Genomic DNA, 20811 nt, shown 5'->3' on the forward strand with positions numbered 1-20811 from the left:
ACAAGGCCAGAAAAAGGTTGCGTTTACAATGTCAATTGACTAGATTTATAAATAATTAAAAAATTTATAAATATGTATTGACAAAATACTAATGAGATAGTAACATGTAGAGAATTAATCTTTCTCTAGAGAATGTAATTGAATATATATACACATAAAAGCTAGGATAGGGAAAAGTAGACATGAAAAGCATTTATTAGAGAGTGGGATAAGGTGAAAGCCCATAAAGGCCTAATGTTGAAACTCACCCTGGAGCTGCAGGCTGAACTGGAGTAAGCTGGGCCGGCATTAGCCGTTATTGCAATGAGTAAAAATTGGGTGGAACCGCGACAGATTTCTCGCCCCAGGCAGAGGTCTGTTTTTTTATACCCAAATTTAAAACGTATTGACTGTTAAGTAAAAATTATTACTGGCTGCAATCATCCAACCATGCCAATACCGAATTATATCTCAAAAGTGAAAGGCATGATTATGATGGAGGATAAGCTGAACAATAGATGGTGCAGCAAGTTAAATATTAACGGTAAAGGAGAGTAGGGAAATAATATGGGAATGACGATGACACAAAAGATTTTAGCGGATCACGCAGGCCTTGAATCTGTAAAGGCAGGCGATTTGATAAAGGTAAAGCTTGATTTGGTTTTAGGAAATGACATTACTGCTCCGGTGGCTATAAAAGAGTTTAAGAACATAGGAGTCTCCAAAGTATTTGATAAGAAAAAAATTGCTATAGTGCCCGACCATTTTACCCCTAACAAGGATATAAAATCTGCAGAGCAGGTCAAATTTATTAGAGAGTTTTCAAGGGAAATGGGAATAGAGAATTTCTTTGAAATCGGGCAGATGGGCATAGAGCATGCCCTTATCCCTGAAAAAGGCTTGGTTGTAGCAGGAGATGTAGTTATAGGGGCGGATTCCCACACCTGTACCTATGGTGCACTTGGAGCTTTTTCAACAGGCATAGGGAGTACGGATATGGCAGCGGGGATGGCAACGGGAGAGGCATGGTTTAAGGTGCCGGATGCAATAAAATTTGTGTTTATAGGCAAACCGTCCAAGTGGGTGAGCGGAAAGGACATTATACTTCACATCATAGGCATGATAGGAGTGGATGGTGCCTTGTATCAATCCATGGAGTTCACGGGAGATGGTGTGAAGCATTTATCCATAGATGATAGATTTACCATTGCCAATATGGCCATAGAGGCAGGGGGTAAAAATGGGATATTTGAGGCCGATGAGAAGACCATAGATTATATGAAAGAGCATTCAAGTAAAGAATACCGTATATTTAAAGCTGATGAGGATGCGGAATATAGAAGGGTTATCCAAATAGATCTCTCAACATTAAAACCTGTTGTGGCTTTTCCTCATTTGCCGGATAACATAAGAACCATAGATGAAGTAGGCGATGTAGCGATTGATCAGGTAGTTATCGGCTCTTGCACCAATGGCAGGATAGAAGATATGAGAATAGCGGCGGAGGTGCTTAAAGAAAAGAAGGTACATGAAAGGGTAAGGCTTATTGTTTTCCCTGCTACTCAAAAGATATACCTTCAGGCATTAAGGGAAGGATTACTGGAGATATTCGTAGAAGCAGGAGGCGCAGTTAGCACGCCAACCTGCGGACCATGCCTGGGAGGCCATATGGGTATACTGGCAAAGGGAGAAAGAGCATTGTCCACAACAAACAGAAACTTTGTAGGCAGGATGGGGCACCCGGAGAGTGAGGTCTATCTTTCAAGCCCTGCAGTAGCAGCAGCATCTGCAATAACAGGCAGAATATCATCACCGGAGGAGGTAGTATGATGATGACAGGAAGAGCATTCAAGTATGGAGATAATATTGACACAGATGTTATCATACCTGCAAGATATTTGAACAGCAGTGATGTCAAAGAGCTTGCAGAGCATTGCATGGAAGATCTGGACAAGAATTTTGTAAATAAGGTGAAGCAGGGAGATTTCATTGTAGCCGGTAAAAACTTCGGCTGCGGCTCATCAAGGGAGCATGCTCCAATAGCAATCAAAGCCTCAGGCGTGAGCCTGGTCATTGCAGAAACCTTTGCAAGGATATTTTTTAGGAATGCTATAAATATAGGGCTGCCAATAATGGAGTGCCCTGATGCAGCAAAAGAGATAGAAGCAGGAGATGAGATCTCTGTGAACATAAAAACCGGAGCCATAAAAAACATCACTAAGAATAAAGAGTATGAAGCAGCTCCTTTTCCCAGCTTTATGCAGTATATTATCGATGCTGGAGGGCTGATAGACTATATTAAGAAGGAGCAAAAAGGCAATGAATAAGAAAATTGCATTGATGCCCGGTGATGGCGTAGGCCCTGAGATAGTGAAGCAAGGCATAAAAATTCTGGACGCTGTTTCTGCTAAATATAATTGTGTATTTGAATATAAAGAATTGCTTATGGGCGGCATTGCAATAGAAAAAACAGGACATCCTCTTCCACAGGAAACTATCAATGCATGCAAGGAAAGCGATGCTGTATTGCTAGGAGCTGTAGGAGGATGGAAATGGGACAATCTCCCTGGACATCTGAGACCTGAGGCAGGCCTCCTGGGAATCAGAAAAGCATTGGGAGTATTCGCAAATCTAAGGCCCGCGATTCTCTTTCCCCAGCTAAAATCTGCCTCATTTCTGAGAGAAGGCGTCTTAGAAGACGGAATCGATGTAATGATAATAAGAGAGCTTATTGGAGGCATATATTTCGGTGAAAAAAAGAGAGTGGACATTGAAGGCGGCCAAAAAGCCTGGGATGTGATGGCCTATTCTACTCACGAGATAGAGAGGATAACCAGAAGAGCTTACGAAACAGCCAGAAAGAGAAGCAAAAAGCTTACAATGGTGGATAAAGCCAATGTTCTTGAGAGCTCCAGGCTATGGAGAGAGGTTGTAATGGGGATTTCAGGCGAATACCCGGATGTGGAGACAAACTATATGTATGTCGATAATGCGGCTATGCAGCTTATCCGAAACCCCAAGCAATTTGATGTCATTGTTACGGAGAATATGTTTGGAGATATACTGAGCGACGAAGCTTCAATGCTGACAGGCTCTCTCGGAATGCTTCCGTCAGCAAGCATGGGAGAAGGGAAAATAGGCCTGTACGAGCCTATTCATGGCTCTGCTCCCGACATAGCAGGGCAGGATAAAGCTAATCCCATAGCAACTATAATGAGCATCGCAATGATGCTTCGCTACAGCCTTGATATGGAAGCTGCAGCTTCAGATATCGAAAGGGCCGTATCAAAGGTCTTGGATAAAGGATACAGGACAGCAGATATAATGCAGGAAGGAATGGATCTGGTCGGAACGGAAAGAATGGGAGACTTAATAGCTGAGAATATATGTTAATTACCCTTAGGTTCGTAACTCTGATTTCTGTGTGATATATATTGCTTAAACCATGTAACTTTAACAAATAGAATCAACTAGGACAATAAACTTAATATTTAATACTATGAAGAGAAATAGTAGACCTCTTAATATTTCAAAGAGAGTGAGGGTATGGTGAAACCTCATAAATATAAGATGTCGAACTCGTCTTGGAGTTGCAGGCTGAACTTCAGTAAGCTGTGCCGGTTATAAACCGTTAATGAACTGAGAATAAATTTGGGTGGTACCGCGGCAGACCTTTCGCCCCATTGGGTGAGGTCTGCTTTTTTATATACTGAATCAACTTTAAGGAGGCAAACATAATGTCAAAAAGAATTTATATATTTGACACTACTTTGAGAGATGGGGAGCAAACTCCCGGGGTAAGTTTAAATATACAGGAGAAGCTGGAAATTGCAAGACAGTTGGAAAGGCTGGGAGTGGATTGTATAGAGGCTGGATTCCCAATAGCCAGCAATGGAGATTTCGAAGCTGTAAAAGCTATAGCTCAAAGCATACGCAAGCCTGTCATTACGGCTCTAGCCAGAGCATCAAAGCAAGATATCGATAGAGCATGGGAAGCAATCAAATTTGCAGAAAAGCCAAGAATACACACCTTTTTGGCCACTTCTGATATTCATATGGAATTTAAATTGAAAATGGCTCCCCAGGAGGTCAAGAAAAGAGCCATCGAGGCAGTAGCCTATGCGAAATCTTTGAGTCCCAAGGTGGAGATTGAGTTTTCACCTGAAGATGGAACCAGGACAAGGCCAGAATTTTTATATGAGGTTTTGGAAGGAGTAATAGCCGCAGGCGCGGATGTGGTAAATATACCTGATACAGTTGGCTACTCAACTCCCGGTGAGTATGGAGCCTTTATCGCAGGGATAAAAAGAAATGTTCCTAATATTGATAAGGCAGTTATAAGCCTTCATTGTCATAATGATCTGGGCCTTGCTGTTGCAAATTCTCTAGCAGGCATTGAAAATGGCGCGCTTCAGATCGAATGTGCCATAAATGGTCTTGGAGAAAGAGCAGGAAATGCATCCTTGGAGGAGCTTGTCATGGCATTGAAGACAAGAAAAAACTATTATGATTTTGAAACAAACATCATCACTGAGCAGATATCCCGAACAAGCGGCCTTGTGAGCAGGACTACAGGTATCCATATTCAGCCTAATAAGGCTGTAGTAGGTGCTAATGCCTTTGCTCATGAATCAGGAATACATCAGCATGGAGTCCTAAACAACAGATTGACCTATGAAATAATGACGCCTGAGTCAGTGGGACTTAAGAAAAATCTTATGGTGCTGGGCAAGCACTCAGGAAGGCATGCCTTTGAGGAAAGATTGAATGAGCTTGGATACAGCGACTTATCCCACGAAGAAATAAATAAAGCCTTCATTAAATTTAAAGATCTTGCAGACAAGAAAAAAACCGTATCCGACGGAGATATTGAAGCCATTATCACGGAGGACATCCATCAAATACCTGAAGCTTACAGCCTGGAATATATGCATATATCCTGCGGCAACAAGGTGGTCAGTACAGCTACGGTAAGGGTGAAAAAGCCCGACGATAATGTTGCGGAAGAAGCTGCATGCGGAACAGGGCCAGTTGATGCTGTATTTAAAGCGATAGAAAAAGCAGCAGATATAGATGTGAATCTTAGGGATTACTTTCTGAAAGCAATAGGAAGCGGCGAAGATGCTCTGGGAGAAGTAAGGGTAAAGATAGAAAAGGGCAGCAAGATTTATGTCGGCAGCGGCATAAGCACTGACATAATAGAGTCAAGTGCAAAAGCTTTCATCAACGCAATAAATAAGATAAGTTATGAGGAAAGATAGTTGGGGAGGTAGGGCTATGATAGCTGCTGAAGCGATTATAAAGTGTTTGCGCAGAGAAGGAGTGGAAGTGGTCTTCGGCTATCCGGGAGGTGCTGTGCTTCCTATATATGAGTACTTGCGGCAATCAAACATCAGGCATGTTCTGACAAGGCATGAACAAGCAGCAGGCCATTCCGCAAGCGGCTACGCCAGAGCTGCCGGAAAAACAGGAGCTTGTATAGTAACCTCAGATCCGGGAGCTACCAATCTGATAACGGCAGTCGCCAATGCTTATATGGATTCAACACCTATAGTGGCCATCACAGGCCAGGTAAGATCCGGGCTTATAGGAAAGGATGTTTTTCAGGAAGCAGATATTATAGGCTCCACGGCGTCCTTTACCAAGCATAGCTATCTGATAAAGGATGCTGAAGAAATTCCAAGGATTATTAAAGAAGCCTTTCATATAGCAAGTACAGGCAGGCCTGGGCCGGTCTTGATAGATATTCCTGTAGACATACAAAACCGGGAAATAGATTTTGAGTGCCCCAAGGAGGTAAATATCAGAGGCTATAAACCCAACATTAACGGGCATAAGCTGCAAATAAGGAAAGCAGTTGAAGCAATAAAAAGAAGCAAAAGGCCGCTGATTTGTCTGGGTGGAGGCGTAATTTCAGCTAAAGCCCAAAAGGAAGTAGAAGAATTTATAGAAAAAGGAAAAATACCTGCAGTTCATACCTTGATGGGCAAGGGCAGCATAAAGGACAAAAACCTGTATTATCTGGGCTTGATAGGCTCTCATGGAAGCTGCCACTGCAATAAAGCATTAGCTAACGCTGATGTGCTCGTTTTAGTTGGAGCAAGAGCTGCAGACAGGGCTATAAGGGATAAAAGCTTGTTTTCTCATGGAGCAACAATAATTCACATAGATATTGATCCTGCTGAAATAGGCAAAACTCTGAATTCTATGATACCTGTAGTTGGAGATGCGAAGAACATATTGAAACAAATGACACAGCATATGGAGCCTCTGGATACCCAAGAGTGGATTCAGGAGATTAATAGCTGGAAGAAAGAAGGAGACAATGGTTCCAAGCATAGCATAGGAGTGGACCCAAGAGATGTGATGAGCATATTATCAGGCAAAGTGGATATGAATGCAATACTCACTGCTGATGTAGGGCAAAATCAGATATGGGCTGCCCACAACTTTATTATTGATGGTGATAGGAAATTCATTACCTCAGGCGGATTAGGCACCATGGGCTATGCCATACCTGCGGCAATAGGAGCTAAAATCGGAGAGCCTAATAGGCAGGCTATAGCCGTAATGGGGGATGGGAGCTTTCAAATGAGCTTTAACGAGTTAGGCACTCTTATCCAGGAAAATCTCAAAATATTGTTTTTGATGTTCAATAATAGCAGATTAGGGATGGTTAGGGAGCTTCAGACAAATGCTCGTTGGGATACCTTCGGGATTGAGCTTCCAAATAATCCGGATTTTATGAAGATTTTTGAAGCCTATGGCCTGCAAGGTGCAAGGGTAAAGACCAATGATGAATTTAAAAGTGCATTAGACAAGGCTCTTATTTCAGATAAATCCTTTCTTATTGAATGTATAGTTGATCCGAATCTGAGCACTTTGTAAGGAGGAATTTTTATATCCAGTCGTATTTTATCTGTATTAGTTGAAAATCATTCGGGTGTACTAAGTAAAATATCTGGCCTGTTTACAAGAAGAGGCTTTAATATTGACAGTCTCACAGTAAGTGAAACTGAAGACCCCACAATTTCCAGGATGACTATAGTGGTGAAGGACGATGACAGCATGGTGGAACAGATAAACAAGCAGCTTAATAAGCTCATAGATGTGATAAAGGTAATTGAACTGGACGAACAGAAGTCTGTTTTCAGAGAACTGGCTCTTATAAAGGTTTCTCTTAATCAGAACAACAGATCCGTTATAACTGAAACAGTTAATATTTTTCGGGGCAATGTTGTTGATGTGGATAACAAGAGCATTATAGTTGAGGTCACAGGGAGTCATGACAAGATTATTGCATTTATTGAGCTTATGAAGCCATATGGTATAAAGGAAATGGTGAGAACCGGGCTTACTGCACTAGAAAGAGGAGGAAATAAAAACAGTCCGTAATGTTGCAATTGCTATCCCAATTGCTTACGATGTTTTGCCGTTGACAAAATTTCGTAATAGTCATATAATATATGAAAATAATATTAAAATCCGTTGAAGGGAAGCAAGTAAGCTTGAAAACAGATTCAAAGAGAGCTGCCGATGGTGGGAGTGCAGCAATTATGCTTGAGCCGAATGGGTCCTTGAGGATTTTGGTGAAATCAAAGTAGCCAATAACGTGAGCTTCCCGTTAAAGAAGCAGGATATGAAGTATTTTCATGCTGGAGTATCTGTTATGAGGAGAGGTTCTGAGCCTCTTGAATTAGGTGGCACCGCGCATTATACGCCCTATAGGTTTTCTATGGGGCTTTTGAATTTTTTTGAGCACAATAATTATGGAGGTGTAGAAATGGATGAGAAAAAGAAGGTCATATTCAGCGGAATTCAGCCTTCCGGTGATTTGACCATAGGTAACTATTTGGGGGCTTTAAAAAATTGGGCGGCCCTGCAGGATGAATATGAGTCATACTATTGTGTCGTTGATTTGCATGCTCTGACCGTAAGGCAGGACTCGGCAGAATTGAGAGCCAGGACTTTAAAAAACATTGCAATCTACGTGGCTTCAGGTCTCGATCCCAAGAAGAATACATTGTTTATACAATCACATGTGCCTGCGCATAGCGAGGCCTCATGGCTGTTGAGCTGCTTCTGCTATATGGGGGAGCTGAGCAGGATGACCCAATTCAAGGATAAGTCTCAGAAAGTCGGCGAAAGCGTCAGTTCGGCGTTATTCACCTATCCTGTGCTGATGGCGGCAGATATACTCTTATATAATACCGATTTGGTGCCGGTAGGCAGCGACCAGAAGCAGCATATTGAATTGGCAAGGGATCTGGCTATTAGATTTAATAATTTGTATAGCCCTACCTTTACAATACCGGAGCCATATATTGGGGATACAGGCGCCAGGATAATGGATCTTCAGGAGCCGGATAAAAAGATGTCCAAATCCGCCGATAACCCCAATGCCTATGTACTGATAATGGACCCGCCGGATGTCATCAGAAGGAAAATAAGCAGGGCAGTCACAGATGATTTGGGTGTGGTTAAATATAACGAATCTCAGCCGGGTATATCAAACCTTATCAGTATTTTAAGCACTATTGCAGGCAAGAAGCCTGAAGATATCGAGAAAGAGTATGACGGCATAGGATACGCCAAATTTAAATCCGATGTGGCGGAGGCACTGGTAGAAGAGCTTCAGCCCCTTCAAAACACAGTAAAGCAGCTTTTGGATGATAAGCCATATATGGAGAGCATTTATAAAAGCGGAGCAGAAAAGGCAAGCTATGTTGCAAATAAGACCTTGAGAAAGATGCAAAAAAAGCTTGGGCTGATACCCAGATAAGCTTTGTATGAAAAAATGTTTGACTTGGGAGCTTGTCATATAATATAATGACATCGTCATAAGTATTCTAAAGGAGTTTGTTTTATGATAGAGGTTGTTCTTAACTAAGCAATTTAATAAGGGACGAAGAGTAGCATTTCACCTACACAAATAGGTGGTTTTCTTGTTGCCTTCGGACACTATTAGTTAAGAACATCGGCTTCAGTAAAAAATTAAGTATAGTGCATGAATTTCTGCCGTGCTCTTATTGCACGGCATTTTAATATTCAAATTTTATTGGTTTTGCAGATTCACCGATTCGGGGGAAGCATTTGCATTAATCAGATAGATCTATACGAGCTGCAGGTAAACAGATGTTTGCTTGCAGCTTTTTTGATTTGGAAGCAGTAGGCGCAGTGTCCGGAGAGCAAAATATTTAGAAATAAAAGAAAGATGGAGGAATAAAAATTGAAAGAGACTGCGATAAAACTGCTGGAATATGACAAGATTAAAGAAAAACTGGCTGAATATGCTGTTTCAGATCAGGCAAAAGGAGTCATAAAAGAATTAAAGCCGTCAACAGATATAAATATAATAGAAGGATGGCTGCATGAAACAACAGAGGGCTGTATGATCATGGACAGATGCTCCAGCGTACCTCTATATAGCCTTAAGGGTATTGATAAGGTGATTAATAAGCTTGGCAAAGGCGGTATCCTATATCCGGAAGAACTATCAGCCATATTAGAACTGCTGGAGAGCGTCAGGCGCATCAGAAAGTTTATGATCCCAATGCAGGATATTGCTCCAGACGTGTCATCCTACGCTCTTTCTATGCATGAGCTCAAAGACTTGGCTGAAGAAATTTCAAATTCCATTGAATATGATAGGGTAAGCGATAAGGCAAGTCCCGAGCTGAACAAGATAAGAAAGAAAATAGGCATTACTGATGACAGGATCAGGCAAAAGCTTAACAGCTTGCTCAATTCATCAGCATATGCCGCCTATATACAGGAAGCCTTTGTGAGCATGAGAAATGGAAGATATGTTATACCTGTGAAAAAGGAATACCGCAAGAATATAGAAGGAAGCGTGCTGGACACTTCCGCCAGCGGCTCCACCTTATTTATTGAGCCAGCCTCAGTAAAAAAGCTCCATGAGGAATTGAACATGCTAAAACTGGAGGAAGAAAACGAAGTTTATAAAATATTATCTTTTTTAACCGGCATAGTCGAATCCTATAAGCGTGAATTGTCTATAAATATAGAAGCTATGATACATTATGACTTTGTATTTGCAAAGGCTAAGTTCAGTAAATCCCTGGATTGCAGAGAGGTTAAGCTTAATACTGAAAATTATATCAGCATTCATAGCGGAAGGCATCCGCTGATAGGCAAGGATGCTGTGCCCATCGATTTCCTCATCGGAAATGATTACAGAGCTTTGGTGATCACAGGGCCGAATACCGGAGGCAAGACAGTAGCCTTAAAGACCGTCGGGTTGATGACCATGATGGTTCAGTCCGGCTTGCATGTATCCGTTGGAAGCGGAAGCGAGTTTGCGGTGTTTGAGGATATACTGGTGGATATCGGAGATGGCCAGAGCATAGAGCAGTCCTTGAGCACCTTTTCATCACATATGAAAAATATTTCAGCTATTTTGGAATGCGCTGATTCCAAGACCTTGGTAATAATTGACGAACTGGGTTCAGGGACAGATCCCAGCGAAGGTATGGGATTAGCTGCTGCAATACTTGAAGAGATATATGATAAAGGAGCAACAATAATTGCAACTACACATTATAGTGAAATAAAGTCCTTTGCTGCAGCAAAGGATGGCTTTGAGAATGGCTGCATGGAATTTGACATAGAAACCTTAAGCCCCATGTACAAATTGAATATCGGCAAAGCGGGAGAAAGCAATGCTCTGCTGATAGCTTTACGGCTTGGGATAAGCAGAAATATCGTTGAAAGGGCTCATGAAATAACATATAAGGAGAAAAAGGATTACAGCAATATTTATAAAGAGCCGAATGCGAAGAACGCCAATGCTAAAAGCTTTGTAAAGCCACACATTCAGCAGGCTGCAAAATGCACTGAATCGATCTGCGGCAAAAAAGAAGATCAGGAACAAAAAGCAAAGAAGACTTTCCAAATAGGTGATTGTGTCTATATCAGCAGCATGGGCAGGACCGGAATTGTTTGCGAATCGGAAAACAGCAAAGGCGAACTGGGTGTAATGGTCATGAAAAAGAAGCTGAAAGTCAATAAAAAGCGTCTTTCGCTCTATATTCAAGGAGATGAGCTGTACCCTAAAGATTACGACTTCGATATAGTATTTGAAACTAAAGAGAACAGAAAGAAGAGGCATATTTTAAGCAGAAAGCATGTTGAAGGCCTTGAAATAACAGTTCCGAATAAAGAAGAATAAAGCCTTCAATGTCAAACCCATGGAATATTTATGTCCATGTGTGAGAAGTTGACTTTATTAGCTATTATTTTTACTATATTTCTCCCTGTTTATATAATATAATGATTTCGAAATCACATTATGTAAACTAAAAATCAGGAGGAGAAATATGATAAATAATCAAAAAGTGAAGAAGCTATTAAGTGTATTCCTTTCTGTTGTGCTAGCATTATCAAGCTTTAGCATCGTTTTCGCAGAATCCTCTGAGATCAGAGGACACTGGGCTGAAAAGCAGCTTGGCGATTGGATCGACAGAGGCTTGATGACGGGATATTTGGATGGCTCATACAAGCCCAATAACAATATCACAAGATCTGAGTTTGTTGCTTTGGTCAACAGAATATATCAGTTTGATGAAAAAACTGAGCCGGGTTTCACCGATGTTTCTGCCGAAGCAAACCAATGGGTCTATGATGAAGTTTCCAAAGCAAAGAAAGCAGGCTACATCAATGGCTTTGTAGACGGAAGCTTTAAGCCTAATGACAGCATCACAAGACAAGAAGTGGCGGCTATAATTTCCAGGATCGAGAAGCTTGAACCAAATCCGGATTCGGAAATTTTGAAAAACTATGTTGATGCAAATGATATACCGGAATGGAGCAAAGCTGACATAGGTGCTGTTGTAGTCAAAGGCTATATGAGAGGCACACCGGAAAATCAATTTAAGGCTTTAGCACAGATAACAAGGGCAGAAGTTGTAACAGCGTTGGACAGAGTAGCTACAAAGGATCTTACTGCAGCAGATGCAAAACCATTGTTTGACGCGATTAGAAAACAGCAGGAAATCAAGACCATGGAAAGCAAGGGTAGCTTGTACCTTGCCCTGAAGGCTGACGGTCTTTCAGAAGAGGAAAAGACAGTATTTGATGAAATAGCTGATGTTGTGAACAGCACAAAAATAGATGCTGCTTCCAAAGCCGTTATGAATGATGACGGTACAAAAGTGACAGCAGAGACAAGCCTTTCTGCTAAAGCAAAAGGTTTCGATGTAAATACTACAATATGGGTGGACATGGATATGTCCGGCGACACACAGAAGCTTACAGAAGTGGTCAAGGTCCCTGAAATACTTGCCGGTTTTATGCCTGAAGAGCTCCAGGGAAAAGAATATCTTGTAATAGATGATCAAGGAGCAAATCAGTCAAATGCGGGTAATCCGAAGGAACTCATGGAGGCAAGCAAAAAACTTCAGGACAGCATGATGAAGATAATAGAAAGGTATATGGATGAAGCCAATACTGATTTCGGCATCGTTAAGGACAGGGGCATCAAGGTCATCAATACTTCTGAAGGAAAAGACTATGCGAGGATCTACCAAATCAGATTGGATGATGCAATACTAAAGGCAGTTATAAAGAACTCTGTAAATGATTTGGCTCAGGATAAAGATTTTATAAAATTGGTCAAAGAATATATGCTGATGATGGCAGAGTTTGAGACAAATCCAGAAGTAAAGGCTGAATTGGAGAAAGCGGCAGCAGAGCTTGAAAACAATACAGATGCTTTCATAGCCAGCTTCAACAAGGCAATGGATATTCTTGACGATGTGACATTGATAGGCCAAAGAGGTATAGTAATAGACTATACTGTAAATAGCCAGGGCTATATTATAAATGAAAAAGGCAATGCTGATTTTGTGGTAGATGCAGCCAAGCTTGGCAAAGCAATCGCTGAAATAGCCGGTGAAACTGTAGCGGAAGAGCCGACAACTGCCGGTGTATATTCAATAGGAATTGATTTTGATACTGATATATTCAATATAAATGGGGATGTAAAGGTAGAAATGCCCACAATCACAAAAGAAAATTCAATGACGGTTGAAGAACTGGTAGCAGCCTTGGCTGCACAAGCAGAAGCAAATCAGGATGATACAATAGAATAATAAAGAAAAGCCGGGGATTTTCCTCGGCTTTTTTATCTCAATTTGCTTTTTAAGCTTTGCAATTGCTGTTCCATATCGCTGATTTGCTGTCTTATGTCGTCTTGTTTTTCTTTGCTCGCTATTTGAGCAGCTTTGGTTAAAAACAATGAACCGAGAGCTGTGAAAAGATTTCCCAAAACATTATTATCATCTTCGCTTGCATTGTCGGCAATGGCGAGAGTTATCAATACGGCTATTATAATAAAAGAATTTGAATTAATGCAGGAAGAACTCAACATAACCCAGCCCCCTATCTCAATAACATAATATGGACTCGTGCACAAATTGTTACATGTACATACTTCTGACCTTTAGAAAGCATTTTACCGGCATAATCTGAATTGGATAGTGAAATATTGTTAAGGTATGTTATTATATTATTATCGGATAATATGCGCTAATCGCATATCAAGCATGTAACGGAAGGTGGTAAGTATATTGTTTAATAAAGATTCAGGAGACAGATTTAAAATTATTTATAAACAGGGAATGATGACAGGCTTTAGAATAGTACAGGATAGAGAAACCGGGGTAAATTATTTGATGACTTATGAGGGCAATGCAGGAGGACTTACTGTTTTGCTGGATAAGGATGGGAAGCCGGTCATAACGCCTGTAGAAAATGACTATTAGGAGCAGGAGGAAGAAAATCAGTGAGGTTATATTTGACGAGACATGGACAAACTGTATGGAATATAGAAAGAAGGCTTCAAGGCTGGAATGATTCGGAGCTCAGCGAAAAAGGCATATCAAATGCAAGAGCCCTGAGAGAGAGGTTGGCGGATATCGATTTTTATGAGGTCTATTCAAGCCCCATAGGAAGGACTATGAAAACTGCAGAAATTGTAAGCGGCCTGGAAGCTGATAAAATAATACAGGATGAGAATCTGAGGGAGATTCATCTGGGCTCCTGGGAGGGAAGGCTGACGGATGAGATAGAGCTGGAATATCCGGAAGAGTATTCAGCCTTCAGATGCAGCCCCCATCTATATAAAAGATCGGATGCGGAATCCTATTATGATGTGCAAAAAAGGGCTTTGATTTCGGTGAACAATGTGATTAAAAAGCATGGGAATACGGATAGGAACATTTTGTTTGTGACTCATACGGTTACGCTGAAAACAATAATGGCTTATTTTGAGGACAGAGAGTTTGCTAGATTATGGGATCCGCCTTTCATATATGACACAAGCCTAAGCATGGTGGAAATAAAAAATGGTACCGGCACAATAGTAATGCATGGAGACATCTCGCATTTTTCCGACTTAAAGGGTTATGAGTTTGTCAAAGATAATCATTTTATTAAGAAGGATGAATAGATTTATCCGGCATCTAAGCAAGAATATTGTTAATAAGGGGGAAATACCTTGGAGAAGAAAAATTACGGATTACTGGCCTATATATTGGTATGCATAATCTGGGGCTCTACCTATCTGGCAATCAGAGTCGGCGTTCAAAGTTTTCCTCCTTTTCTCTTCGGAGGCATAAGATTTATAACAGCCGGCACCGCAATTTTATTATTCGGCTATTTTAAAAAACTGGAATTTCCAAAAGAAAAAATTGACTATCTGAAAATTTCCGTGGTGGGTATTTTTCTGCTGGCAATGAGCAATAGCCTTGTTCTGGCTGCAGAGATGAGGGTCAACTCAAGCACCGCAGCATTGCTCATAGCCACTATACCGATATTTATGGCATTAATCGAACTGTTTATACCAGGGGGCAGCCGAATAAACTTGTTCGGATGGATCGGGATGCTGATAGGCTTTGCCGGAGTGGGTATATTATCCTTAAGCGGCGGCGAGCTCGATACCGATATGATAGGCATTATATTGCTGATACTGGCAGGCTTTGCGTGGGCTGCCGGCTCTGTATATTCTAAGAGGACAGCATTCAAAGGCTCCATCGTTGTCCAGATAGGTGTTCAGATGCTATCCGGCGGATTGCTGCAGACCATCATGGGAATAGCTACGGGGGAAGCAGCAAGACTAAACCCTGAGCCTTCAGGGATTTGGGCCTTGTTATATCTGATAATGATGGGCTCTTTGGTGGGCTATACCTCGTATATTTATCTCATAAATGTGTGGCCTATTTCAAAGGCAGGCACTTATGCCTATATAAATCCAATAGTTGCTATGTTTCTGGGATGGCTGTTCCTTGGAGAACCGGTGACCGCCAGAATGATCGTTTCCGCTGCTTTCATACTGGCAGGAGTATTGGTAGTTCAGAAGTCCAGGGTGGTAGAGAAGGCAGAGGAGAAAATCGAAGCTTAGGAGGGTTTTGCAATGCCTATAGATATATATGATAGGAATCAAGAGCATATAGGGATCATCAGAGAGCGATATATTGACACAGATAATGTTTATATGGTAGCTATCACCGATTTAAATTCAGCTGACATTGCCATTGATGAAGACAAGCTGAAAAAATATATGGCAGGTATAGTAAAAGTTAAAAGCATATTCGGTAAAATTGATGAAGACAGATTAAAGGAAGAAATTGAGGAGCTTCGCATTTCTGAGCAGTATGAGCAGCTTCAGCAGCTATCCTATGATGATTTCATAAAATACCTGTTCTTAAAAAATTATTCAGGTAAAAGCATAGAGAATTATTTGGAGATCAATGGGTTTCGCGAAGAACTGATCAAAGGATATATACTTTTAGATATCAAGAAGATTGAAATAAAGAATGGGAAGCTTTGCATTGATGATGAGATGGATTATATATTAAATGAAACAATAGATTATGACCTGATACCCAAAAATAACTCTCCATATCTCATTGATCAGAGAAATGATGAAATAACAGATAAAATAAAGCCTATTTTTGCAAAGATTACAGGCTATCCGATTTTTCAAACGGATATAATGGGCTTTGGAGAAGGCTTTATATTAGGGGGAGACCTTGCAGATTTAGGCGGAAGAAATCATAGCCATGAAACCATCTTAAGAATAAAGTCCGGCAGCTATGAGGATAACATTGTGCTGCCGATAATTGTTTTTGCTAAGGCAGGTATGCCGATTCAATTATATATCGGTGAGAAGAAGGTGGAGAAGGTTTTCTGCGATGGAGTGATATATAAGCTTTGGCAGTAAAGAGATTTGAGGAGGTGTACATATGTCTATAGACAATAGTAAAGCGATGATGCTTATAATCTATGTAGAAAATCAGGAGAAGGCCAGGGATTTCTATAAGCAAGTTCTAGCTATGGAGCCTCTTATGGATGTCCCCGGGATGACTGAATTTAAATTGGATAAAAATGTCCTTCTGGGCATCATGCCTAATGAAGGAATTGCAAGGATATTGGAAGGCAAGGTGAAAAACCTGGGCAAGTCCGCCGCTGTGCCAAAATGTGAACTATACCTTCCCGTGGATGATCCGGATGAATATTACCATAGGCTGATTAAGGCAGGCGGAACGGGAATTGTTGAGGGAAAAGCAAGGCCATGGGGCGACTATACCGCCTATGGGATGGACCCGGACGGCAACTTGATCGCCTTTGCTAAAAGCACGAATAAATAAGGCGGTAACCACATGCCGCCTTATTTATCGTATAACTTAACGCACTGATCTTATTACGCCGCACGCCAATCTTTTTCCTGCCGCTCCTGCAGGCTGGGTGCGATAATCATCAGGGTTTTGGTGGATGATAATAGCTTTTCCTATGATATCTCTTACTTTAAACCTATCGGTGAAAAAGCACATCAAGGCTCTGCCGTTGTTGGAGAATAGCACAGGGAAATCTCCTGCATGGTTGCCGTGGGGCTGGTTGTCCGGATTCCAATGTTCCCCTGCTGCTTGGAAAGGGTCCTCTGGGTTGCCAACCTGGCAGTTACCGAATTGATGGATATGGAAACCATGAGGGCCTATTGGGGGTTGGTTGTCAGCTGCAGGCTTGTAATTTGGCAGGCCTCTCACAGAGATACATACTTGAACACCGCCGGTTACATCTGAGAAGTATACTATTCCTGATAAAGAAGGTGCTAAAGGCCCTCCTTTTATAATGGCTGATGCAATTGCCATAGATATAATTCACCCTTTCATTTTAATACTGCATATAATCATAATATGCAGAATAAAGCCATATGTGTAAATAAAGTAAAAATGAACTAGAGGAGGTTTAAAATGGCTGATATTAATTTCAAAATAAGTATAACTCCCAAGGCAGCATGTGATATGCTGCAGGAATTAGACAGTGCAGAATTGATATATGATGAGCTGAAACGCCCTGCACCGGGAAAGGAGATTGCTATTTTAGTCTTCGAAAAATACTATTTCAGATCTGAAAACAGAGCGGCAATGACCGTTATAATAGATAATTTCGAAGGCGTCACATATGTAAAGGCTATAGCTGCCGGAAGCTCCCAGGGCTTCATATTCAACTTTGACTGGGGTGCCGCGGATAATTTTGTGGAGAGTGTAAGGAAAGTCTTCAAAGAATATATTTTAGAATAAATTTTGAATATTTCACAATTTACTTTTGATATTATCATCAAATTATATTAACATTAAATTATATCAACATTAAATCTTTGGGGTTGAACGATATTATAAAAGGAAAGAGGGAGATAATTTGGTTAGGGAATTGCTGAAGGAATTAGTGGAAACTCATGGCTTAACCGGTTATGAAACTGAAGCCGGTAAAGTTGTGGAAAAATATTTCAAACCCTATTCCGATGAAATCAAGCTGGATAAAATGGGAAGCCTGGCAGCGATCAAAAGAGGAAGGACTGAAAACCCGAAGAAGATCATGCTGGCGGCTCATATGGACGAGATAGGCCTTATGGTAAAAAAGATCGACGAAAATGGCTTTGTGTCATTCACAAATGTAGGCGGGGTTGACCAGAGGACTTTGCTCACCCAGGAAGTGACAATACACGGCAAAAAGGACTTGTTTGGGATAATCGGCAGCAAACCGCCTCATATCCTTGAAGCCAGTGAAAGAAAAAAATCCGTAAAGATGGAAGATATGCTGATAGATGTAGGACTTTCAAAGGAAGAAGCGGAAAAATATATTGCAATAGGGGACCCTATTACAATAAAGCGCAGGATGCTGAATCTGCAAAATGATATGGTTGCAGGAAAGGCCTTAGATGACAGGGCTGGAGTTGCCGTAATGTATGAATGCCTGAGGGAACTTCGCAAGATGCATCATGACTGTGACGTCTATGCGGTAGCAACAGTTCAGGAAGAGGTAGGCTACAGAGGGGCTGTTCCCGCTGCCTTTGCCATATCTCCCGATATAGGGATTGCCATAGATGTAGGATTCGGCTCAACACTCGAACTTCCCAAGGATGAAACATCAGATTTGGGGAAGGGTCCCGCCATCGGTTTTGGCGCCAATATACATCCAAAGGTCTATGAAAGGCTGACAGAGGTTGCTAAGGAATACAACATACCATGGCAGCAGGAGGTATATCCGGGAGCAACGGGCACAGATGCATGGGGAATGCAGGTAACAAGATGCGGAGTTGCCACAGGACTCCTGTCCATACCGCTGAGATACATGCACACCTCGGTAGAGACCATACAGATCGATGATATTAAAAATGCCGGAAAGCTGCTTGCATATTTCATTGTCAGCTTGAACGGCGAGGATTTGGAGGGAATGCTATGCTATTAAAAAAATTGACAGAAGCTTGCGGCATGCCCGGAGGAGAAGGCGAAGTAAGAGAAATAATACAAGAAGAGATCAAGGGATATGTAGACGATATAAAGATTGACAGGCTGGGAAATATAATAGCAACAAAGAATGGTAAGCCTGGATTTCCAAAGGTCATGATAGCTGCCCACATGGACGAAGTAGGGATGATGGTAAAATCCATAGACGACAGCGGTTTTATCAAATTTGCTCAAGCCGGCGGTATGGATGATAGGATCCTTGTATCCAAGCCGGTTTTGGTGGGCAAAAACAAAATACCGGGTGTAATAGGAGCCAAGGCCATACATTTACAAGAACCTGAAGAGAGAGAAACCCCATTAAAGACAAAGCAATTATACATAGATATCGGCGCCAAATCAAAAGAGGATACGGAGAAATTAGTAAAAATAGGAGACTATGTGGCATTTGATAGCGACTATGTGGAATTCGGCAATAATCTTGTAAAGGCAAAGGCCCTGGATGACAGAGCAGGCTGTGCAGCTTTGATCGAAATACTGAAGCATCAGTATGATGTTACCATTGTGGCTGCATTTACGGTGCAAGAGGAGATAGGACTCAGGGGCGCTACAGTGGCGGCCTATAATATAAATCCGGATATCGCATTAGTCCTTGAAGGAACCCTGTGCTCGGATGTTACGAATGTTCCGGAGGCTTCCTTTATAACAAAGCTGGGAGAAGGACCTGCACTGTCATTGATGGACTCCAGAACCTTATTCCCAAAGAATCTGGACAAGAGGATATATGATCTGGCAGTAAAAGACGGGGTTAAAATTCAATATAGATTGCCGTCAGCAGGAGGAAATGATGCAGGGGCGATACATACTACAAGAGAGGGCGTGCCCTGTGCCGCTATCTCTGTGCCATGCCGCTACATCCACTCAGCCTCTTGCGTTATGAGCATGGACGACTTTGAAGGATGCAAAAAAGCAGCAAAACTTTTCCTGAAAGATATAAAAGAGGGGGAATACATTCGTGAGTAAGATAAATAATGATTTATTAAAGAAATTATTAGAAACCTTTGGACCTTCAGGCAATGAAGAAGCTATAAGAGATGTGATAAGAGAAGAAATAAAGGGCTATGTTGATGAAATAAAGGTTGATGCATTGGGCAATCTCATCGGCATCAAAAAAGGCCAGGGCAAAAAGATCATGGTGGCCGGACATATGGATGAAATAGGCATAATGGTGACCAATATAGATGAAAACGGCTTTATCCGCTTTACAAGCATCGGAGGGGTATCACCCTTTACGGAACTATACCAAAGAGTCATATTTGCTGACGGTACTTTGGGCGTTGTGGGTATGGAAAAGCTGGATGATATGAAGGATCTCACCTTGAGCAAGATGTTTATAGATATAGGTGCAGGCTCAAAGGAAGAAGCATTGAAGAAGGTGAATGTCGGAGACGTAGCCTGCTTCTATGGTCCTTTTGTTCAGAATGATGACTATATAATGTCCAAGGCTCTTGATGATAGAATAGGCTGCTATATAGCCATTGAAGCTTTGAAAGCCTTAAAGAATTGCCCCAATGAAGTCTATTTCGTGTTTACCGTACAAGAAGAAGTGGGCCTTAGAGGTGCCAGGACGGCCGCTTATGGTATTGATCCGGATATGGGGATTGCAATAGATGTAACGTCAACAGGAGATACTCCTAAATGCAAGCCTATGGACATGAAAATGGGCAGCGGTGCGGCTATAAAGGTTAAGGACAACAGTGTACTGGCTCACCCTGAAGTGAAAAAGCTTATGATAGAAACAGCTAAAGAAAACAATATACCATACCAGCTGGAAGTATTGGAAGCCGGCGGCACAGATTCGGGCGCCATACATATAACCCGTTCAGGAGTTCCTTCCGGAGTTATATCGGTGCCATGCCGCTATGTGCACTCTCCGGCGGAGATGGTATCGGTAAAGGATGTAGAAAGCGCAATAGAATTGCTGTGCAAAGTGCTTGAAAAATAATAAAAAAGATATTGACAAAAATAATAAAGATAGTTAGAATTCTAATAGTAAGAATTCTAA

Annotated in this window: 20 protein-coding genes and 3 other annotated features; of the genes, 18 read left to right on the forward strand and 2 right to left on the reverse strand. The window is 41.5% G+C overall.

The window, feature by feature from the left end; translation table 11 throughout:
* Positions 1 to 154 precede the first annotated feature (154 nt).
* Positions 155 to 349, forward strand: a binding site (T-box leader).
* Positions 350 to 546: 197 nt separating this feature from the next.
* From leuC to LJD61_RS10180, 9 genes are all read left to right on the forward strand, one after another.
* On the forward strand, positions 547 to 1809 hold the full coding sequence (gene leuC / locus LJD61_RS10140; protein ID WP_255227421.1) for a 3-isopropylmalate dehydratase large subunit: 1263 nt from the start codon (positions 547 to 549) through the stop codon (positions 1807 to 1809).
* Positions 1806 to 2306, forward strand: a complete 501-nt coding sequence (gene leuD / locus LJD61_RS10145; RefSeq protein ID WP_255227422.1) for a 3-isopropylmalate dehydratase small subunit — start codon at positions 1806 to 1808, stop codon at positions 2304 to 2306. Before leuC ends, leuD begins: the two co-directional genes overlap by 4 nt.
* Positions 2299 to 3372: a 3-isopropylmalate dehydrogenase gene (gene leuB / locus LJD61_RS10150; protein WP_255227423.1), complete on the forward strand. Its 1074-nt coding sequence runs from the start codon at positions 2299 to 2301 to the stop codon at positions 3370 to 3372. The genes leuD and leuB overlap by 8 nt, the downstream gene beginning before the upstream one ends.
* A 97-nt stretch (positions 3373 to 3469) precedes the next feature.
* Positions 3470 to 3665, forward strand: a binding site (T-box leader).
* A gap of 51 nt (positions 3666 to 3716) precedes the next feature.
* The gene (locus LJD61_RS10155) at positions 3717 to 5240 is read left to right on the forward strand and encodes a 2-isopropylmalate synthase (RefSeq protein WP_255227424.1); all 1524 of its coding nucleotides are present in this window, start codon (positions 3717 to 3719) and stop codon (positions 5238 to 5240) included.
* 16 nt (positions 5241 to 5256) lie between these two features.
* Positions 5257 to 6867 (forward strand): biosynthetic-type acetolactate synthase large subunit, encoded by a 1611-nt coding sequence (ilvB, locus tag LJD61_RS10160; protein ID WP_255227425.1) that lies wholly within the window; start codon positions 5257 to 5259, stop codon positions 6865 to 6867.
* Positions 6868 to 6879: 12 nt separating this feature from the next.
* On the forward strand, positions 6880 to 7374 hold the full coding sequence (gene ilvN, locus LJD61_RS10165) for an acetolactate synthase small subunit (RefSeq protein WP_255227583.1): 495 nt from the start codon (positions 6880 to 6882) through the stop codon (positions 7372 to 7374).
* A gap of 84 nt (positions 7375 to 7458) precedes the next feature.
* Positions 7459 to 7707: a binding site (T-box leader), on the forward strand.
* 55 nt (positions 7708 to 7762) lie between these two features.
* The gene (gene trpS, locus LJD61_RS10170) at positions 7763 to 8761 is read left to right on the forward strand and encodes a tryptophan--tRNA ligase (protein WP_255227426.1); all 999 of its coding nucleotides are present in this window, start codon (positions 7763 to 7765) and stop codon (positions 8759 to 8761) included.
* 447 nt (positions 8762 to 9208) lie between these two features.
* Positions 9209 to 11170, forward strand: a complete 1962-nt coding sequence (locus tag LJD61_RS10175; RefSeq protein ID WP_255227427.1) for an endonuclease MutS2 — start codon at positions 9209 to 9211, stop codon at positions 11168 to 11170.
* 148 nt (positions 11171 to 11318) lie between these two features.
* Positions 11319 to 13091 (forward strand): S-layer homology domain-containing protein, encoded by a 1773-nt coding sequence (locus LJD61_RS10180; RefSeq protein ID WP_255227428.1) that lies wholly within the window; start codon positions 11319 to 11321, stop codon positions 13089 to 13091.
* 32 nt (positions 13092 to 13123) lie between these two features.
* Here the strand turns inward: LJD61_RS10180 and LJD61_RS10185 are convergent, their stop codons facing one another.
* A complete protein-coding gene (locus LJD61_RS10185) occupies positions 13124 to 13369 on the reverse strand; it encodes a hypothetical protein (RefSeq protein WP_255227429.1) in 246 nt (81 codons plus the stop codon).
* 199 nt (positions 13370 to 13568) lie between these two features.
* On the opposite strand from LJD61_RS10185, the gene LJD61_RS10190 reads away from it, so the two are divergent.
* Genes LJD61_RS10190 through LJD61_RS10210 form a run of 5 tightly spaced genes read left to right on the forward strand, consistent with a single transcriptional unit; the run spans position 13569 to position 16649 of the window.
* Positions 13569 to 13763, forward strand: a complete 195-nt coding sequence (locus LJD61_RS10190) for a DUF6440 family protein (protein WP_255227430.1) — start codon at positions 13569 to 13571, stop codon at positions 13761 to 13763.
* A 20-nt stretch (positions 13764 to 13783) separates the two neighbouring features.
* Positions 13784 to 14449, forward strand: a complete 666-nt coding sequence (locus tag LJD61_RS10195; protein ID WP_255227431.1) for a histidine phosphatase family protein — start codon at positions 13784 to 13786, stop codon at positions 14447 to 14449.
* 48 nt (positions 14450 to 14497) lie between these two features.
* Complete coding sequence (locus LJD61_RS10200; RefSeq protein ID WP_255227432.1) at positions 14498 to 15400, forward strand: EamA family transporter; 903 nt, start codon at positions 14498 to 14500, stop codon at positions 15398 to 15400.
* A gap of 12 nt (positions 15401 to 15412) precedes the next feature.
* Positions 15413 to 16222, forward strand: coding sequence for a hypothetical protein (locus LJD61_RS10205; RefSeq protein WP_255227433.1), 810 nt, complete (start codon positions 15413 to 15415; stop codon positions 16220 to 16222).
* 22 nt (positions 16223 to 16244) lie between these two features.
* Positions 16245 to 16649, forward strand: a complete 405-nt coding sequence (locus LJD61_RS10210; RefSeq protein ID WP_255227434.1) for a VOC family protein — start codon at positions 16245 to 16247, stop codon at positions 16647 to 16649.
* A 36-nt stretch (positions 16650 to 16685) separates the two neighbouring features.
* Here LJD61_RS10210 and LJD61_RS10215 read toward each other — a convergent pair whose 3' ends face one another.
* The gene (locus tag LJD61_RS10215; protein WP_255227435.1) at positions 16686 to 17150 is read right to left on the reverse strand and encodes a superoxide dismutase family protein; all 465 of its coding nucleotides are present in this window, start codon (positions 17148 to 17150) and stop codon (positions 16686 to 16688) included.
* A gap of 102 nt (positions 17151 to 17252) precedes the next feature.
* Here LJD61_RS10215 and LJD61_RS10220 point away from each other — a divergent pair, with 102 nt between their 5' ends.
* The 4 genes from LJD61_RS10220 to LJD61_RS10235 all read left to right on the forward strand — a co-directional run bounded on the left by LJD61_RS10220 (position 17253) and on the right by LJD61_RS10235 (position 20751).
* On the forward strand, positions 17253 to 17582 hold the full coding sequence (locus tag LJD61_RS10220; RefSeq protein ID WP_255227436.1) for a DUF6054 family protein: 330 nt from the start codon (positions 17253 to 17255) through the stop codon (positions 17580 to 17582).
* Positions 17583 to 17700: 118 nt separating this feature from the next.
* Entirely contained in the window at positions 17701 to 18750 is a 1050-nt protein-coding gene (locus LJD61_RS10225; protein WP_255227437.1) for a M42 family metallopeptidase, read from the forward strand.
* On the forward strand, positions 18741 to 19769 hold the full coding sequence (locus LJD61_RS10230) for a M42 family metallopeptidase (protein ID WP_255227438.1): 1029 nt from the start codon (positions 18741 to 18743) through the stop codon (positions 19767 to 19769). Before LJD61_RS10225 ends, LJD61_RS10230 begins: the two co-directional genes overlap by 10 nt.
* Positions 19762 to 20751, forward strand: coding sequence for a M42 family metallopeptidase (locus tag LJD61_RS10235; protein ID WP_255227439.1), 990 nt, complete (start codon positions 19762 to 19764; stop codon positions 20749 to 20751). Before LJD61_RS10230 ends, LJD61_RS10235 begins: the two co-directional genes overlap by 8 nt.
* Positions 20752 to 20811: the final 60 nt, after the last annotated feature.

The sequence above is a fragment of the Lutispora saccharofermentans genome, assembly GCF_024363565.1.
Taxonomy (GTDB): Bacteria; Bacillota; Clostridia; order Lutisporales; family Lutisporaceae; genus Lutispora; species Lutispora saccharofermentans.

Bases quoted from the DNA above. Each gene is read 5' to 3' on its own strand.
- leuC (WP_255227421.1), top strand. From the start codon at position 547: ATGGGAATGACGATGACACAAAAGATTTTAGCGGATCACGCAGGCCTT.
- leuD (WP_255227422.1), top strand. From the start codon at position 1,806: ATGATGATGACAGGAAGAGCATTCAAGTATGGAGATAATATTGACACA.
- leuB (WP_255227423.1), top strand. From the start codon at position 2,299: ATGAATAAGAAAATTGCATTGATGCCCGGTGATGGCGTAGGCCCTGAG.
- LJD61_RS10155 (WP_255227424.1), top strand. From the start codon at position 3,717: ATGTCAAAAAGAATTTATATATTTGACACTACTTTGAGAGATGGGGAG.
- ilvB (WP_255227425.1), top strand. From the start codon at position 5,257: ATGATAGCTGCTGAAGCGATTATAAAGTGTTTGCGCAGAGAAGGAGTG.
- trpS (WP_255227426.1), top strand. From the start codon at position 7,763: ATGGATGAGAAAAAGAAGGTCATATTCAGCGGAATTCAGCCTTCCGGT.
- LJD61_RS10180 (WP_255227428.1), top strand. From the start codon at position 11,319: ATGATAAATAATCAAAAAGTGAAGAAGCTATTAAGTGTATTCCTTTCT.
- LJD61_RS10185 (WP_255227429.1), bottom strand. From the start codon at position 13,369: ATGTTGAGTTCTTCCTGCATTAATTCAAATTCTTTTATTATAATAGCC.
- LJD61_RS10205 (WP_255227433.1), top strand. From the start codon at position 15,413: ATGCCTATAGATATATATGATAGGAATCAAGAGCATATAGGGATCATC.
- LJD61_RS10210 (WP_255227434.1), top strand. From the start codon at position 16,245: ATGTCTATAGACAATAGTAAAGCGATGATGCTTATAATCTATGTAGAA.
- LJD61_RS10215 (WP_255227435.1), bottom strand. From the start codon at position 17,150: ATGGCAATTGCATCAGCCATTATAAAAGGAGGGCCTTTAGCACCTTCT.
- LJD61_RS10220 (WP_255227436.1), top strand. From the start codon at position 17,253: ATGGCTGATATTAATTTCAAAATAAGTATAACTCCCAAGGCAGCATGT.
- LJD61_RS10230 (WP_255227438.1), top strand. From the start codon at position 18,741: ATGCTATTAAAAAAATTGACAGAAGCTTGCGGCATGCCCGGAGGAGAA.